We start from the raw sequence: 15698 nt of genomic DNA, 5'->3' as shown, positions 1-15698 counted from the left end.
CCGGGGCCGGCCGGAACGGCCGGTCGGTCCCGGCCCCGCCGACGCGTCGCCCCGTACGTCTTCGTACTGCCCGCGCTGCTGCTCTTCGCCGCCTTCAAGGTCTACCCCATCGGCCGGTCCTTCGTGATCAGCCTCCACAAGACCGTCGGCGGGACCGAGCGGTTCGTCGGAGCCGACAACTACACCCGACTGCTGCACGATCCGCTGTTCTGGACCGCTCTGGAGAACACCGCGGTGATCCTCGCCGTCCAGGTGCCGGTGATGCTGACCCTCGCGACCGCGATCGCGGTGTCCCTGAACTCCGGCCTGCTGCGCGGGCGCGCGGTCTTCCGGCTCGGCTTCTTCCTGCCGATGATCACCGGACTGGTCGCCTACGGAATCATGTTCTCCGTCCTGCTGGGCAAGGACTACGGGCTGGTCAACTGGCTGCTCGGGCTCGTCGGCCTGGATCCCGTGCCGTGGCTGACCGACCCCCTGTGGGCGAAGGTCTCCCTCGGTCTGGCCCTGACCTGGCACTACACCGGATACAACGCGGTGATCCTGCTCGCCCGCCTCCAGTCCCTCCCCAGCGAGCTCTACGACGCGGCGGCCGTGGACGGGGCCGGCGCCTGGGGCGTCTTCCGCCACGTCACCCTCCCGGGACTGCGCCCCGCGCTGCTGCTCACCACGGTGCTCTCCACCATCGGCACCCTGCAGATCTTCGACGAGCCGTACGTGCTCACCGGCGGCGGCCCGGACAACGCCACCCTGACCATCGGCGTGTACCTGTACCAGAACGCCTTCAAGTACTTCGACTTCGGATACGCCTCCGCCATCGCCTACGCCCTCGCCGTCCTCATCGGCATCCTCGGCGTGGTCCAGTTCCGGCTCCTCGGGGAGAAGTCATGACCGCCGCCGCCCGGCACCGCGGCAGGAGCATCCTGCTGACCTCGGGACTGGCCATCGCGCTCGCCGCCGTCCTGGTCCCCTTCTACTGGCTCGTCGTCGCCGCCACGCACAGCTCCGGGGAGATCTTCGACAGCCCTCCCCCGCTGCTGCCCGGCGGCCACCTGGCCGACAACCTGCGAACGCTCCAGGACACCGCCTCCTTCGGCCGGGTGGTCCTCAACTCCGTGCTCATCGCCGCCGTCTACACCCTGTGCGCGGGCGCCGTCTGCACCCTGGCCGGGTACGGCTTCGCCAAGTTCCGCTTCCACGGCCGTGAGGCCCTCTTCGGACTGCTCATGCTCGGGCTCGTCGTCCCCGCGCAGGTCACCCTGGTACCGCTCTTCCAGATGATGGCCGAGCTGCACTGGCTGAACACGTACCAGGCCGTGATCATGCCCAATCTGGCCCTGCCGTTCGGCATCTTCCTGATGCGCCAGTCGATGGCCGCGCTCCCCGACGAGCTCCTCGACTCCGGGCGGATGGACGGCTGCGGCGAACTGCGGCTGTTCTGGCGGGTGGTGGTCCCACCGATGAGACCCGCCCTGGCCGCCCTGGCGATCTTCCTCTTCCTGTACCAGTGGAACGACTTCGTCTGGCCGCTGATCGTCCTGCGCGACAGTGCCTCGTTCACCGTGCCGGTGGCCCTGGCCTCGCTGCAGGGCCTCGACGAGACCGACTACGGCGCGATCCTCGCCGGAACCGCCGCCGCGGCGATCCCGATGGCCATCGTATTCCTGGCCCTCCAGCGCCAGTTCGTGTCCGGCCTGCTCGCCGGCGCCGTGAAGGAGTGAGCGTGCACACCACCAGCGCCCCGGCGCAGACCCCCGAGCCCGTGACCACGGCCGGTCTGGCGCCCACGCGCCACGAGCCGCTGCTCGACGGCGTCTCGATCTCCGTCCTGGCCCACGGCCCCGGCATCGAACCCGTCTGGTCCCTGGGCGAACCCGTCGACGGACTGCGCATGCTGGAGGTGCGGGCCGACGGCGCGCCCGTCGAGGTCCGCTTCTCCGTTCCGCTCGGCGACGCCGCCGGGTACTGGCATCCCCAGGGCGGCTGGCGGCGCACCCTGCTCGCCGACTGGGAGGGCCGCTCGCGGGTCTCGCTGGTCGACGGACACGCCGCCGGATGCCTCTTCGACCACTCCGGGGCCACCCTGCTGGCCTTCGCCGCGGCCGACCCGGTCCCCGAGGCGACCCTGCGCTTCGGCGTCTCCGAGGAGAACGACACCCACGTCGTCCACCTGCGCCTGCCCGCCTCGCGGGGCCCGCACCGCATCCTGCTGGTGCCCCGCTCGCCGTCCGTGGCCCGGGCCATGCGGGCCGTGCGGACCTGGTTCGCCGCCGCGCTCGCCCCCATGCCGGTGCCGGACGCCGCGCGCACCCCCGTCTACTCCACCTGGTACGCCTTCAACCAAAACGTCAGCGCGGCCGCCGTCGAGACACAGGCCGAGCTGGCCGCGGGCCTCGGCTGCGGCGCGCTGATCCTCGACGACGGCTGGCAGGAGCTGGGCCACGGGCGCGGTTACGCCGGCTGCGGGGACTGGCTGCCGGACCGGGCCAAGTTCCCGGACTTCGCGGCGCACGTGGCCAGGGTCCGGGCCACCGGTCTGCGCTACCTGGCCTGGGTGGCGCCCCTGCTGCTCGGCCCGGGAGCCGCCTGCCACGCCCGGTGGGCGGCCTGCGCGCCCGCCGCCGCCACCGTGCCCGGCGCGTACGTGCTCGACCCGAGGCGTCCCGAGGTCCGCGCGCACGTCGTCGGGGTCTGTGTGCGGCTGGTCGAGGAATACGGGCTCGACGGGCTCAAGCTCGACTTCCTCGACCAGGCCATGGTGTACGCGGGCGACGGTGCGGGGGACCTCGGACAGGCCATGGTGGCCCTGCTGACGGAGCTGCGGGCCGCGCTGCACGCCGTAAGACCCGATCTGCTGCTGGAGCTGCGCCAGCCCTACACGGGTCCCGGCATGGCTCCGTTCGGGAACATGCTGCGCTCCTTCGACTGCCCGGCGGACGCGACCGCGAACCGGGTGCGCACCCTGGACACCGCGCTGCTCGCCGTCGGCGGCGCCGTCCACTCGGACATGCTGCTGTGGTCCCGGGACGCGCCCGTGGCTGCGGTGGCCCGGCAGCTGATCGGGGCCCTGCACGCGGTACCGCAGATCTCCGTACGACTGGACCGGGTACCGGCGGCGCACCTGGAGACCATCGGCTTCTGGCTGCGGCAGTGGCGGCAGCTGCGCGGGCTGCTGCTGGACGGGGAGGTGGAACCGGGACGCCCCGACGAGCTGTACCCGCTGGTGCGGGCGAGCGCCGGGGACCACTGCCTGCTCGGCGTGCACGGCGACCGGGTCGTCCCGCTGGACTTCACCGCGCACCGGCGCTTCCACCTGGTCAACGGCTCGGACCGGGACCGGGTGATGGTCGAGGTGCGGGGCGGCGGGGGCCGTATCCGGGGCGTGGTCCACGGACCCGACGGCCGTATGATGGACGGTCCGCCGCCGTTCCTGCCCGAGGGGGCGCACTCGCTGGCGGTGCCGCGCGGAGGTCTCGCGGCGCTCACGATCACGGAAGGACCGCGATGAAGGTCGGTATCACCGAGGTCGCAGCCCTCGCCCAGGTCAGCGAGGCGACCGTCAGCCGGGTGATCAACCGACGCCAGGGCGTGTCGAAGAAGACCCGGGACACCGTCGAGCAGGCCATGGCGGAGCTCGGCTACGAGCGGCAGACGCAGGGCCAACTGGTCGCGGTGATCACCGAGTTCGTGTCCAACCCGTTCTTCGCCGATGTCGCCGAGCGGATCGAGTCGGCCCTGGCCCCGCACGGGCTCAAGACCATCCTGTGTCCCGCCTTCCCCGGCGGGGTGCAGGAGCGGGACTTCGTCTCCGCGCTCGTCGACAAGGGCGTCGCGGCCGTGGTCTTCCTGTCCGCCTCGAACACGGTGGAGGGCTCGGACACCGAGACCTACGAACTGCTGCGCCAGCGTCGGGTCCCGTACGTCGGGATCAACGGCGAGTTCGCGGACGGCGTGCCCGTGCCCGTCTTCTCCACCGACGACGCGCTCGCCGCCGAGCTGGCCGTCGACCACCTGCACCGGCTGGGCCACCGCCGGATCGGGATGGTCTCGGGGCCGGCCGGCAACCAGCCCGCCGACCGCCGGGTCAGGGGCTTCCTGGAGGCGATGGCCAAGCGGGGGATCGAGGACCCCGAGCGCTGGGTGGTCCGGCAGTCGTACACGGTGGAGGGCGGCCAGGCCTCCGTCGCCCCGCTGCTCGCCCTGGGCGCCACCGCGATCGTCGCGGCCAGCGACTACATGGCCCTCGGTGCGATCCGGGGGGTCCGCCGTCAGGGTCACTCGGTGCCGGGGGACGTGTCGGTGGTGGGTTACGACGGTTCGGCGGTCACGGAGTTCACCGATCCGCCCCTGACCACGGTGCGACAGCCTGCCGACCGGCTTGCGCTCGAAGTCGGGCGCAGCGTGCTGGCTCTGGTCGGCAACCGGGACGTGCCGAACGGGGAGCTGCTGTTCGACCCCGAGCTGGTCATCCGGGCGACGACGGGTCCGGCGCCCGTGGAGACCGGCCCCGGAGCCTGAGGCGGGCGGAGCCTCCGCGGGCGGGTGGGCGGCTCAGTGCTCCTCGTCCGCGATCAGGAGTTCGCCCACCGCGTCCGCGAGGACGGCCCGGGCCGGGGCGGGCATGGCGGCGTCGGTCACGAACCAGTCGGCCCGGTCCAGGGCGGCGAAGCCGCTGAGTCCGACGACGCCCCACTTGCTGTGGTCGGCGACGACGGCGACCCGGCGGGCCGAGGCGACCAGCGCCCGGTTGGTCTGCGCCTCCATGAGGTTCGGGGTGGTCAGCCCCGCCTCCTCGGCCACCCCGTGGGCGCCGAGGAAGAGCAGGTCCGCGTGGAGGGAACCGATCACCAGGTCCGCGAGCGGACCGACGAGCGCCGCCGAGGGGGTGGGCGCGCCGCCGGTGAGCAGCAGGGTGGGGGCCCCGCTCCCCGGTTCCCCGTCGGCGGCCCGGACCAGTTCGGCGACCGGGAGCGAGTTGGTGACGATCGTCAGCCGCGGGATGTCGAGCAGCCGGGCGGCGACCGCGTACGCGGTGGTGCCGCCCGAGATGGCGACCACGCTGCCCGGTTCCACCAGGGCCGCGGCGGCTGCCGCGATGGCCGCCTTCGCGGCGCCCTCCAGACCGGACTTGGCGTCGAATCCCGGCTCGTGACCGCCGCCGGCCCCGCCCGCGGCCACGGCTCCGCCGTAGACCTTCTCCACGGCGCCGCTCCGGGCGAGGGCGTCCAGGTCCCGGCGGATCGTCATGTCCGAGACGCCGAGCCGCCCGACGAGGTCCGCCACGCGCACCGCGCCGTCACGCCGGACCGCGTCCAGGATGAGCGCACGCCGCTGGTGGGCCAGCTGGGCTGCCTGTTCGGCCACGATCGCTCCCCCGGTATCGGCCAACGCCTCGGAAAGCAGCAACATAACACGACCGACTGTTGAACCATGAGCGACTTCAACGCTCTTGCTGGTGCTTGCTGTTCGGTTCTGTTTATTCTTGACGGGTGAAGAAAACACTCACGAAACTCGCGGACGGCCGCGAACTGATCTACTTCGACACCGACCCGAGCGCCGTGCGAGAGGCTCCCGACCTGCGCCCGCTGGAGCCCGTGGACAGCCGGCCCGAGCTGCGGCGGGACGAGGCCACCGGCGACTGGATCACGATCGCCTCCCACCGGCAGGGCCGCACCTACCACCCGCCCGCCGGGGAATGCCCGCTGTGCCCGTCCCGGGACGGGCGGCTCGGCGAGATCCCCGCCGCCGACTACGAGGTGGCCGTCTTCGAGAACCGCTTCCCCTCCCTCGCGGGCCCGGTCGGACGCTGCGAGGTCGTGTGCTTCACTCCCGACCACGACGCCCGGTTCGCCGACCTCCGCCCGGCTGCCGCCCGCCTGGTCCTGGACGCGTGGACGGACCGCACCGCCGAGCTCTCCGCCCTCCCGGGGGTCGAGCAGGTGTACTGCTTCGAGAACCGCGGGGTCGAGATCGGGGTGACGCTCAGCCACCCGCACGGCCAGATCTACGCGTTCCCCTTCGTCACTCCCCGTACGGCCAAGATGGTCGCGGCGGCGGCCGCCCACCGCGCCGCCACCGGACGCAACCTCTTCGAGGACCTGGTGGCGCGTGCCCGCGCCGCCACCGAGCGCGTGGTGGCGGCCGGGGAGCACTGGACCGCCTTCGTGCCGTACGCCGCCCGCTGGCCGTACGAGGTGCACCTCCACCCGCACCGCCGCGTCGCCGACCTGACCTGCCTCAACGAGGCCGAGCGGGCCGAGTTCCCCGGCATCTACCAGGACCTGCTGCGCCGCTTCGACCGGCTCTTCGCCGCGCCCGGGCGGCCGGAGGCGCCGGCGCCCACCCCGTACGTCTCGGCCTGGCACCAGGCTCCCCGCACCGGAGGCGGGGAACTGGCCCTGCACCTGGAGCTGTTCACCATCCGGCGGACCGCCGACAAGCTCAAGTTCCTCGCAGGGACGGAGTCGGGTACGGAAGCCTTCATCAACGACGTCGCCCCCGAGGCGGCGGCGCGGCGGCTGCGGGAGGCCCTGTCGTGAACCGGACTGACCAGTGGGACGACGAGAGCCGGGCGCGCGGCGTCGCCGCCGAGTTCCGACGGCTCTTCGACGGCGCCCCGGACGGGGTCTGGGCGGCGCCGGGCCGGGTCAACCTGATCGGCGAACACACCGACTACAACGACGGGTTCGCCCTCCCCATGGCGCTCCCCCAGAGCACCCTGCTCGCCGCCCGACGCCGCACGGACGGGCGACTGCGGCTGCACAGCGCGCAGGGCGACGGCCGGATCACCGACCTGGACGTGACCTCTCTGGCCCCGGGCTCCGTGACCGGCTGGGCGGCCTACCCGGCCGGGGTGGTCTGGGCGCTCGCCGAAGCGGGGAACCCGGTCTCGGGCGCGGACCTCCACTTCGACAGCACGGTGCCCACCGGCGCGGGACTGTCCTCTTCCGCCGCGCTGGAGTGCGCGGTCGCCGTCGCCTACGACGAACTGCACGGGCTTGGCCTGCCCGGGGCGGATCTGGCCCGGATCGCCCAGCGCGCGGAGAACGCCTTCGTCGGCGTGCCCTGCGGGATCATGGACCAGATGGCGTCCGTGTGCAGCACCACCGGATCCGCCCTCCACCTCGACGCCCGCAACCCTGAGCGGCACGGGCACGTGCCCTTCGACCTGCGGGGCCAGGGCCTGCGGCTGCTGGTGATCGACACCCGGGTCGCCCACGACCTCGGCGACGGGGCCTACGCGGCCCTCCGCAAGGGGTGCGAGAGGGCGGCCGCCCTGCTCGGTCTGCCCGCCCTGCGCGACCTGTCGGCCGGGGAGCTCCCGGGCGCGCTGGACGCGCTGCCGGAGGAACTCGCCCCGCTGGTCCGCCACGTGGTGACGGAGAACGCCCGGGTCGGCGAAACCGTGTCCCGGCTGCGGGAGGGGAACGCGGCGGCACTCGGCCCGATCCTCACCGCCGGCCACGCCTCGCTGCGCGACGACTACCGCGTCTCCTGCCCGGAGACCGACCTCGCGGTCGCGGCCGCGCTGGAGGCGGGCGCGCTCGGCGCGCGGATGACGGGCGGCGGCTTCGGGGGGTCCGTCATCGCCCTGGTGCGGTCCGGGCAGGAGGACATCGTGGGCGAGCACGTCACGGCCGCCTTCGCCGCCGCCGGCCACCGCCCCCCGCACGTCCTCACCGCGACTCCGTCGGCGGGCGCCCGCCGCCTCGTGCCGCCGTCGGAGGGAGCCCGTACCGCGCTTTCTTAGCGGGACGTTAGATCTGGCCGCCGGTCCTTGTCCGGGTGCGACGGCGGACGCATGCTCTGGGGACTTCCCCGGCACGGGGGCCGGGGAAGTACACACCTTCCGCGTTCCTCGTCCCGCACCGGGGACTCCCGTCTGGAGCCGCCATGTCCTCGTCCGCCGCCGCCCTGCCCGAACCACCGTCCGCGGACGAGGCGAAGAAGCGCCGCCTCGCCCTGATCGGCGGCTCGCTCGGCAATCTCGTGGAGTGGTACGACTGGTTCGTCTACGCCAGCTTCGCGATCTACTTCGCCGACTCCTTCTTCCCCGGCGACAACCCGACCACGCAGCTGATGAACACGGCGGGGATCTTCGCGGTCGGCTTCCTGATGCGCCCCGTCGGCGGCTGGATCCTCGGGCGCGCCGCCGACCGGCACGGCCGCAAGAGCGCCCTCACCCTCACGGTCACCATGATGTCGGTGGCCGCCCTCCTGATCGCCGTCGCGCCGACCTACGGACAGGCCGGCTACTTCGGCGCCCTGGTGCTGCTGCTCGCGCGCCTGCTCCAGGGAATGAGCATCGGCGGCGAGTACGCGGCCAGCGCCACCTACCTCACCGAGGCGTCGGCCCGCGACCGGCGCGGCCTGGGCTCGTCGTTCCAGTACGTGTCGATGACCTGCGGCCAACTGCTCGGCCTGGGCATCCTGATCACGCTGCAACACACGCTCAGCACGGCCCAGTTGACCGCATGGGGCTGGCGCGTCCCCTTCCTCCTCGGGGCCCTGTTCGCGGTCGTCGTCTTCTGGCTGCGGCGGCGTCTGCAGGAGACCGACGCGTTCAAGGAACAGGCGGCGGACGGGGAAGCGCCCGACGACGGGACGCGCGGCACGCTGAAGGCCCTGTGGGAGCACCGGCGGCAGGCGGGCCTGGTCATGGCGCTCACCCTCGGCGGCACCGTGGCCTACTACACCTACACCACGTACCTGACCAAGTACCTGGTCGGCAGCGCGGGCATGGCCAAGACGACGGCCACATTGGTGAGTTTCACCGCGCTGACCCTCTTCGCCGTACTGCAGCCGTTCGCCGGGATGCTGTCGGACCGGATCGGGCGACGTCCCCTGCTGATCACCTTCGCGGTGGGCTGCACCGTCGGCACGTACCCGATCATGACCGCCCTCGGGTCCGCCTCCTCGTACTGGTCCGCGCTGGGCCTGTCGCTGCTCGCCCTGGTGATCGTCACCGGCTACACCTCGATCAACGCGGCGGTGAAGGCCGAGCTGTTCCCGACCCGGGTGCGGGCCCTGGGCGTGGCGCTGCCGTACGCGATCGCCAACGCGCTCTTCGGCGGCACCGCGGAGTACGTGGCCCTGTGGTTCAAGAACAGCGGCCGCGAGACGATGTTCTTCTGGTACGTCTCCGGCTGCGCCCTGGTCTCCCTCGTGACGTACGTCCTGATGCCGGACACCCGCAACGCCGCGCTCAGCCGCGCCGAGGCCGGTACCGATGCGGACGCCGATGCGGGTCGCCGGCCGGCTCCGGCTCCCGCCGATGCCGCGCGCTGATCCACACCGGTAACCTGTCGCAGGTCACCGGCTGCCGGACCCGAGGAGGCCGTTCGTGCACGCGCTCCTCGTCGAGGACGACGACCGCATGGCCCAGGCGCTCGGCACCGCACTCACCCAACGGGGGCACACCGTACGCCGGGTCTCCCGAGCCCTGGACGCCCTGCTGCACGTCCGCGAGGCCGAGTTCGTCCTGCTCGACCTCGGCCTGCCCGACCTGGACGGGATAGAGCTCCTGCGGCGGCTGCGCACCGTCTGCGCCGCTCCCCTGATCGTGGTGACCGCCCGCTGCGAGGAGCGCGACATCGTGACGGGGCTGCGGGCTGGCGCCGACGACTACGTCGTCAAGCCGTTCCGGATGGCCGAGCTGATGGCCCGTATCGACACCGTGCGCCGCCGGACGGACGCGCACCCGGTCGGCTCCGCCCACACGGGCGTTGGGCCCGTGCGCACCGGGGACGTCGAGGTCGACCTGGCGGGCCGCACGGTCACCGTGGCGGGCACCGAAGTCCGGCTGACGCGGCGCGAGTTCGATGTGCTCGCCCTGCTGGCCGCCCACCCCGGGGAGGTCCGGTCCCGGGAGGAGATCCTGGACCGGATCTGGGGCGACGCGTTCCTCGCCGCCTCCCGCTCACTGGACGTCCACGTGGCGGGGATCCGCGCCAAGACCGGCCGCTCCGGTCTGGTGCGTACGGTCCGCGGGTTCGGCTACCAACTGGGCTCCCCCGCCGCGCACGGCGAGCCGGACGGCGCTCGGTGAGGCGCAGGCTCCTCGCGGTGCTGATGGTGCTGATGGGGGTCGCGGCGCTGTTGCTCTGCCTCCCCCTGGCCGACGCCTACGCACGAGGACGGACCGAACACCTGCTCCTGCAACGGCGCTCGGACGCCGTGCGGTTCGCGGACCTCGCCGACCGGATGCGCACCGACGCCGACCGCTCCGAACTGTCCGCCGAGATCGGCCGGTACGCCGAGCTGTACGGGGCGGGGGTGGTCGTGGTCGACACGGCGGGCACGGCGACCGCGCGGGCGGGCCCGGGCATCGGTACCGGATCCGGCTCCGGTACCGGAGCCGCCGCAGCCGCTTCGGACGCCTGCCGGCGCGCCCTCACCGGACGCTCCACCGACCGGCTCCCCACCCTGCGCCCCTGGGGCCCGGCGTCCGTCGTGCTCGCGGAGCCGGTCGGCCGGGACGAGCGGGTCAGCGGCGCCGTCCTGCTGACCGTGCCGACCACCGCCGCCCGCCGGGACGTGACGGTCCGCTGGTCGCTGATCGCCGCCGGGGCGCTCGCCGCCTTCGCGGCGGCGGCCCTGGTCGCGGCGGGCATCTCGCGCTGGCTGATGCGCCCGCTCCTCGACCTGGACCGGGCGGTGGAGGGCCTGGCCGCGGGCAGTCTCCAGGCCCGGGCCGTCTCCGCCACCGGGCCACCCGAACTGCGCCGTCTGCGGAAGCACTTCAACACCATGGCGCAGGCCGTCTCCGAGTCCATCGGCCGCCAGCGCGATTTCGTCGCCGACGCCTCCCACCAGCTGCGCAATCCGCTGGCCACCCTGGTGCTGCAACTGGAGAACGTGGAACCGTACGTCGCCCCCGGCCCGGGCCGGACCGAGCACACCCGCGCCCTCGACGAGGCCGAGCGCCTGGAGGAGTTGCTCGACGGCCTGCTGGCCCTGGCCCGGGTGGAGTCCGGTGCGGCGGAGCCTCAGGAGCAGGACGTGTCACGGGCGGTACGGGAACGGGTCCGGGCCTGGGAGCCGGTCTTCCGCGACGCCGGGCTGGTACTGGCCGCCGCGGACCTCGCGGAGGATCTGCGCGCCCGCGCCCTGCCCGATGCCACCGGCCGGATCCTGGACGCGCTCCTCGACAACGCCGTCAAGTTCGTGCCGCGGGGCGGTCGTACGGAGGTGACCACCGCGCGGGGCACCGACGGGACGGCCGTCGTACGGGTCACCGACGACGGTCCGGGGGTTCGGGAGGACCAACTCCCCCTTCTGACTCGGCGCTTCGCGCGCTCCCCCGAGCACCAGAACGTCGCGGGCAGCGGCCTCGGACTGGCCATCGCCGACGAGATCGCCCGGATCAGCGGCGGATCGCTCGACGTCGCAGCCAATGCGCCCCGAGGCCTGGTCGTCGAACTCCGGCTGCCGCACGCCTGAGCCACTCAGCCGTACACCGAGCGGTAGTAGGCGACCGCGCCCGGGTGGAGCGGCACCTTCCCCGTCGAGACGGCGAACCGCGGTTCGAGGCGCGCACCGGCCGTCACTTCGCGCAGGAGGTCGTGCCGGCGGTCGAACACCACCCGCAGCAGGGGGCGTACGGCGCTCGCCGGGACGTCGTCGCGGGCCAGCAGGTAGTTGCCCACTCCGATGGTTCCCACCGGCTCCGTCAGCCCGTACGCCGAAGCCGGGAGCGTGACCGCCGCGTAGACGGGGCCGTAGCGTTCCCGCAGGGCTCCCACGTAGCCGTCCAACGGCAGGAAGCGCAGGGGCAGTTCGCCGGCCAGTGCCGACAGCGCCGGGGTGGGCACACCACCGGACCAGAACAGCGCGTCGACCGTGCCCGCGCGCAGCGCCCGCGTCGATTCGGTGAGGCCCAGTTGCCGCTCGTGGGCCTGCGACGGGCCCTCGCCCAGCCCGGCCGCGGTCAGCACCCGCCCGGCCAGGACCTGCACCCCCGAGCCCGCCGCACCGGCCGCGACCGGACGGCCCGCCAGCTGCCCCACCGCCCGCACCGGACCGTCCGCCGGCACGAGGAGGTGCGTGTGGTTCACGTAGATCCGGGCCAGCGCGGTCACCGCGGCGGGTCGGGAGAACCGCTCGCGCCCCAGTGCGGCGTCCTCGGCCACGTCGGCCATGGCCAGCGCCAGGTCGGCGGAACCGTCCTCCAGCCTCCGCAGGTTGTCCACGCTGGCGGACGTGCTCACCGGTACGACTTCCAGCGGGCCTCCGCTCGCGGCGACGGCCCGCGCGAGGGCTTGGCCGAACGCGTTGTACGGTCCGCCCTCCGGCCCGGTCGCGATGCGCAGACGCCGTACCGGGGCGGATTCCCCCGAGCAGCCGGACAGGGCGAGCGCGAGCGCCCCGGCTGCCGCGCCGACCGCCCGTCGCCGGCTCCACGGCTCGCTGCTCACGGCGGAAGCGTAGCGGCCCTCACAGCCTCACGACGATGAGGGCGGTGTCGTCGGTGACCCCGGCGGGCGGGATGAGGTCGGCGAGGAGCCCGTCGGCGAGGGTGTCGGGGTCGGAGGTGTGGTGGCGGGTGAGGGAACGGGCGAGCCGGTCCAGGCCGGTGTCGATGTCCTCCCGCCTGCGTTCGACCAGCCCGTCGGTGTAGAGGACGAGTACGGAACCCTCGGTGAACGCGGTCTGTGCCTGGGGGCGGGCGACGTGCTCGGGGCGGACGCCCAGCGGGGGGTCGGTCGCCCCGTCGAGGAAGGTGACGGTGCCGTCGGGCCGGCACAGTGCGGGCGGGGGGTGTCCCGCGCTGCTGTAGGAGAGGGTGCGGCTGTTCCAGTCGATGAAGACCGACACGGCGGTGGTGGATTCGGCGCCCTCGACGGAGCGGGAGTACAGGCCGACGACTTCGAGGGCCCGGGCGGGACCGTCGGCGACGCGGGAGGCCGCGGACAGCGCGCTGCGCAGCTGGCCCATGACCCCGGCCGCCCGCAGCCCGTGGCCGACGACGTCGCCGACGGCGACGGCCGTGCGGTGACCGTCGGCCAGGTCCACGAGGTCGTACCAGTCGCCGCACACGTTCAGGGCCCCGACGGCGGGCCGGTAGCGCACGGCGGCCTGGTGGTGGGCCAGCGGCCGCGGCGCGGGGAGCATCGCCTGCTGGAGGTGGAGGGCCACTTCGCGTTCCCGGGCGATGGCCCGGCGCAGCCGTTCGTTGAGTTCCTGGAGCTCCCGGGCGCGGGTGTAGAGCTCGGCCTCCAGCACGGAGGCGTGATCGCTGCCGGAGCGGTCCCCGCGGGCGCGGATCAGCTCCGTCACCTCCTCCACCCGGTGCAGCAGCAGCGCCACGGAACCGTCGGCGGCCAGTACGGGGACGTTGACCGGGCTCCAGTACCGTTCCTCCCACTCACCGGGCCGGTCCTGGTACTCCACGTCGTAGCGCTGCAGCGCCATGGTGTCGCGTTCGCCGGTGACCGCGACCCGCCGCAGGGACGCGTACAGGTTGCGCATGCCGGTCGCGCTCGGGTCGTTGGGGTTGTCGGGGAAGACGTCGAACAGGTAGCGGCCGATCACCTGCTCGCGGGTGCGCCCGGCCATGGAGAGGAAGGCCTCGTTGGCTTCCGCGTACACCAGTTCCGGGGTCAGCAGGGCGACGGCGCCGGGCAGGGCCTCGAAGACCGCCTGGTAGTCGATGACGGGTCCGCTCATCATGTCCACCTGCCCGAAACGCCGGCCACCGTTCCGATCACGGGGTTCCCGGTTCCCACCATGCCACGACGGCGGCGAGCGGGCCGTTCACGTGACCTGGGTGTGTCGGTACGGAACGGCGACCCCACCGTCCGGCACGGTTGGTCACTGTGCGCAGCCGTCCGCGCGTGACGGCACCCAGAGGCACATGTGAGGGGTTCGCATGGCCGAGAACGAAGCCGGAAACGAACCCGGAACCGAATCCGGGAGCGACGCCGGGACCGAAGCCGGGAACGAGGTCTCCCGGACCAGCCGCCGGGCGGTCCTGCTGGCCGCCGGGTCGGCCGGGGCCGCCGCGCTCACCACGGCCTGCGGCGGCCAGGTCGGCACCGGAGGCGCGGCGGGCCGGGCGTCCCGGCCACCCGGCGGGACCGACACTCCGACCTGTGTCCTGGCCACGGAGGCGGGCGCGGGTCCGTACTACATGGACCTGGACCGGGTCCGGTCCGACATCACCGAGGGCCGCGGAGGCGTGCCGCTGCGCCTCGACCTGACGGTGGTCAAGGTGTCGGAGGGCTGCCGGCCGCTCGAAGGCGCCCGCTTCGACGTCTGGCACGCCGACTCCTCGGGCGACTACTCCACCGGCAAGGCCACCTTCCTGCGCGGCACCCAGGTCACGGACGCGGCGGGTCGGTGCGTGTTCCGTACGATCGTGCCCGGCTGGTACGCGGGACTGGCGCCGCACATCCACTTCAAGGTGCACCCGGACGCGCGTACCGAGACCACCTCGCAGTTCTTCTTCCCCGAGGACCTCCTGCTGGAGGTGTACGCGCGCCGGCCGTACGCGCGCCGGCCCGCCCCGAAGCACCCCAACAGCCGGGACAGCCGCTACCGCGCCGCCGGCGCCACGATGACGCTGCCGCTCTCGCCCGACGGCGACGGGTACCGCGCCGCGTTCACGGTGGGCATCGCCTGACGCCCGGATGCGGGAAGGACCGGCCCGTGATCGCAGTTCCCTCTCACGTCGGCATCGGCGTCGGACGAAGGAGAGCGACATGGCGAGGACCGTGCGGTTCCACGCATTGGGCGGGCCCGGGGTGTTACGGGTGGAGGACCTCGACACCGGCGAGCCGGGAGCGGGTGAGGTGCGCATACGGGTCGACGCGATCGGGCTGAACAGGGCGGAGGCGCTGTTCCGGAGCGGCCGGTACATCGAGGGGGTGAAGCAACTGCCCTCCGGGCTCGGCAACGAGGCGGCCGGTGTGGTCGAGGCGGTCGGGCCGGGGGTGGCCGGGCTCGAACCGGGCCTGGCGGTGAGCGTCGTGCCGAGCTTCTCCCACAACGACTACGGCGTGTACGCCGAGCGGGCGGTCGTTCCGGCGAGCGCCGTCCTGCCCCGCCCGGAGGGCGTGGACGCGGTGACGGGCGCGGCCGTGTGGATGCCGTACCTCACGGCGTACGGGGCGATGGTCGAGGTGGGCGGGATGCGGGCGGGCGACGTGGCGGTGGTGACGGCCGCTTCCAGCAGCGTCGGCCTGGCCGCGATCCAGACCGCCGACCGGGTGGGCGCGACCCCGGTCGCCGTGACCCGTACCCGCGACAAGCGGCAGCGGCTGCTGGACGCGGGGGCGGCCGAGGTGATCGTCTCGGACGAGGAGGACGTGACGGGACGCCTGCTGGAGCTGACCGGCGGCCGGGGCGCCGAGTTCGTCTTCGACGCCGTCGCCGGACCGGGCGTGGTGGACCTCGCCCGGGGAGTGGCCCCCGACGGCACGCTGTTCCTGTGGGGCGCGCAGAGCGGGCAGCCCACGCCCTACCCCGGATTCGACCTGGGCATGCCCGCGCTGAACATGCGCACCTACACGATGTTGGAGATCACCCGTCACCCGCAGCGGATGCGCCGCGCGACGGCGTTCATCACCTCGGGCCTGCGCAACGGGACCCTGCACCCGGTGGTGGACAGCGTGTTCCCGCTCGAGGAGATCGTGCGGGCGCACGAACACATGGAATCCAACACCCAGTTCGGCAAGATCGTGGTCACCGTGGACCACTGA

General features: G+C 73.4%; 14 protein-coding genes. 11 read left to right on the top strand and 3 right to left on the bottom strand.

The annotated features are described in order from the left end of the window. Positions 1–75: 75 nt before the first annotated feature. From ACFYYJ_RS06910 to ACFYYJ_RS06895, 4 genes are read left to right on the top strand one after another with little or no spacing between them, the layout of a single operon-like run. Positions 76–888 carry a carbohydrate ABC transporter permease gene (locus ACFYYJ_RS06910; protein WP_389130486.1) on the top strand — a complete coding sequence of 271 codons (813 nt, stop codon included), beginning with the start codon at positions 76–78 and terminating at the stop codon, positions 886–888. Then, a complete protein-coding gene (locus ACFYYJ_RS06905) occupies positions 885–1718 on the top strand; it encodes a carbohydrate ABC transporter permease (protein ID WP_389129330.1) in 834 nt (277 codons plus the stop codon). Before ACFYYJ_RS06910 ends, ACFYYJ_RS06905 begins: the two co-directional genes overlap by 4 nt. A 2-nt stretch (positions 1719–1720) precedes the next feature. Then, on the top strand, positions 1721–3505 hold the full coding sequence (locus ACFYYJ_RS06900) for a glycoside hydrolase family 36 protein (RefSeq protein ID WP_389129328.1): 1785 nt from the start codon (positions 1721–1723) through the stop codon (positions 3503–3505). Continuing rightward, positions 3502–4515: a LacI family DNA-binding transcriptional regulator gene (locus ACFYYJ_RS06895; RefSeq protein ID WP_385363106.1), complete on the top strand. Its 1014-nt coding sequence runs from the start codon at positions 3502–3504 to the stop codon at positions 4513–4515. Before ACFYYJ_RS06900 ends, ACFYYJ_RS06895 begins: the two co-directional genes overlap by 4 nt. Positions 4516–4548: 33 nt before the next feature. Here ACFYYJ_RS06895 and ACFYYJ_RS06890 read toward each other — a convergent pair whose 3' ends face one another. Continuing rightward, the gene (locus ACFYYJ_RS06890) at positions 4549–5361 is read right to left on the bottom strand and encodes a DeoR/GlpR family DNA-binding transcription regulator (protein ID WP_389129326.1); all 813 of its coding nucleotides are present in this window, start codon (positions 5359–5361) and stop codon (positions 4549–4551) included. 125 nt (positions 5362–5486) lie between these two features. Between ACFYYJ_RS06890 and galT the strand changes: the two genes are divergently transcribed. From galT to ACFYYJ_RS06865, 5 genes are all read left to right on the top strand, one after another. After that, positions 5487–6536, top strand: coding sequence for a galactose-1-phosphate uridylyltransferase (gene galT, locus ACFYYJ_RS06885; RefSeq protein WP_385363104.1), 1050 nt, complete (start codon positions 5487–5489; stop codon positions 6534–6536). Beyond that, the gene (galK, locus tag ACFYYJ_RS06880; protein ID WP_389129324.1) at positions 6533–7747 is read left to right on the top strand and encodes a galactokinase; all 1215 of its coding nucleotides are present in this window, start codon (positions 6533–6535) and stop codon (positions 7745–7747) included. Before galT ends, galK begins: the two co-directional genes overlap by 4 nt. 143 nt (positions 7748–7890) lie before the next feature. Then, on the top strand, positions 7891–9285 hold the full coding sequence (locus tag ACFYYJ_RS06875) for an MFS transporter (protein WP_389129322.1): 1395 nt from the start codon (positions 7891–7893) through the stop codon (positions 9283–9285). Between the two features lie 55 nt (positions 9286–9340). After that, positions 9341–10045, top strand: coding sequence for a response regulator transcription factor (locus tag ACFYYJ_RS06870; RefSeq protein ID WP_389129319.1), 705 nt, complete (start codon positions 9341–9343; stop codon positions 10043–10045). After that, the gene (locus ACFYYJ_RS06865; RefSeq protein WP_389129316.1) at positions 10042–11439 is read left to right on the top strand and encodes an ATP-binding protein; all 1398 of its coding nucleotides are present in this window, start codon (positions 10042–10044) and stop codon (positions 11437–11439) included. Before ACFYYJ_RS06870 ends, ACFYYJ_RS06865 begins: the two co-directional genes overlap by 4 nt. A 5-nt stretch (positions 11440–11444) precedes the next feature. Here ACFYYJ_RS06865 and ACFYYJ_RS06860 read toward each other — a convergent pair whose 3' ends face one another. After that, a complete protein-coding gene (locus tag ACFYYJ_RS06860; protein WP_389129314.1) occupies positions 11445–12413 on the bottom strand; it encodes a TAXI family TRAP transporter solute-binding subunit in 969 nt (322 codons plus the stop codon). Between the two features lie 19 nt (positions 12414–12432). Continuing rightward, positions 12433–13665, bottom strand: coding sequence for a PP2C family protein-serine/threonine phosphatase (locus tag ACFYYJ_RS06855; RefSeq protein WP_389129312.1), 1233 nt, complete (start codon positions 13663–13665; stop codon positions 12433–12435). Between the two features lie 202 nt (positions 13666–13867). Here ACFYYJ_RS06855 and ACFYYJ_RS06850 point away from each other — a divergent pair, with 202 nt between their 5' ends. Together ACFYYJ_RS06850 and ACFYYJ_RS06845 are read left to right on the top strand one after the other, a co-directional pair. Continuing rightward, entirely contained in the window at positions 13868–14620 is a 753-nt protein-coding gene (locus ACFYYJ_RS06850; RefSeq protein WP_389129310.1) for an intradiol ring-cleavage dioxygenase, read from the top strand. A gap of 79 nt (positions 14621–14699) precedes the next feature. After that, a complete protein-coding gene (locus tag ACFYYJ_RS06845) occupies positions 14700–15698 on the top strand; it encodes a zinc-dependent alcohol dehydrogenase family protein (RefSeq protein ID WP_389129308.1) in 999 nt (332 codons plus the stop codon).

The sequence above is a fragment of the Streptomyces sp. NPDC002467 genome, assembly GCF_042889825.1.
Taxonomy (GTDB): domain Bacteria; phylum Actinomycetota; class Actinomycetes; order Streptomycetales; family Streptomycetaceae; genus Streptomyces.
This window is presented reverse-complemented; position numbering and strand designations above follow the sequence as displayed.